The sequence below is a fragment of the Membranihabitans maritimus genome (assembly GCF_021729145.1).
Taxonomy (GTDB): domain Bacteria; phylum Bacteroidota; class Bacteroidia; order Chitinophagales; family Saprospiraceae; genus Membranihabitans; species Membranihabitans maritimus.
Genome location: NZ_JAJSLW010000087.1, coordinates 1 through 377, shown reverse-complemented (window position 1 = coordinate 377; position 377 = coordinate 1). Strand labels below are relative to the sequence as shown.

1 pseudogene is annotated in these 377 nt (G+C 46.4%); it reads left to right on the top strand.

From position 1 onward, the window contains the following. Positions 1 to 199 (top strand): annotated as a pseudogene (locus LVD47_RS23420) (IS21 family transposase); the annotation flags it as partial. Between the last annotated feature and the right edge of the window lie 178 nt (positions 200 to 377).

Here is a 377-nt window from a genome sequence, read left to right as displayed (position 1 = left end):
GGGGATCTTCCGCCTGGTAGATACCTACTCTGCACAGCGATTGGAACAAGCTTGTAGGCGCTGTCAAAAAGTCGACACCGTCAACTACCGAATGTTGAAAAACATACTGGTACGCAACCTGGATCAAAACGAGGAACAAGGGGAGCTTTTTACACCCCCTCAACATGAAAATATTCGAGGCCCCGAAGCCTATCAATAATCTAATTTTTATAACCCGTCATGGATCTAAGTCCTGGCACAAAATGTACAAATATGAAAAACGCCTCTCTGGAAATCATGAGACAAATGAAACTGACCGGCATGGCCGATGCCTATGAAGGTCTGTTACACCTCCCGGTCAATCAGCAACCCGAAGCCCATGAATTGTTGGCCCGATT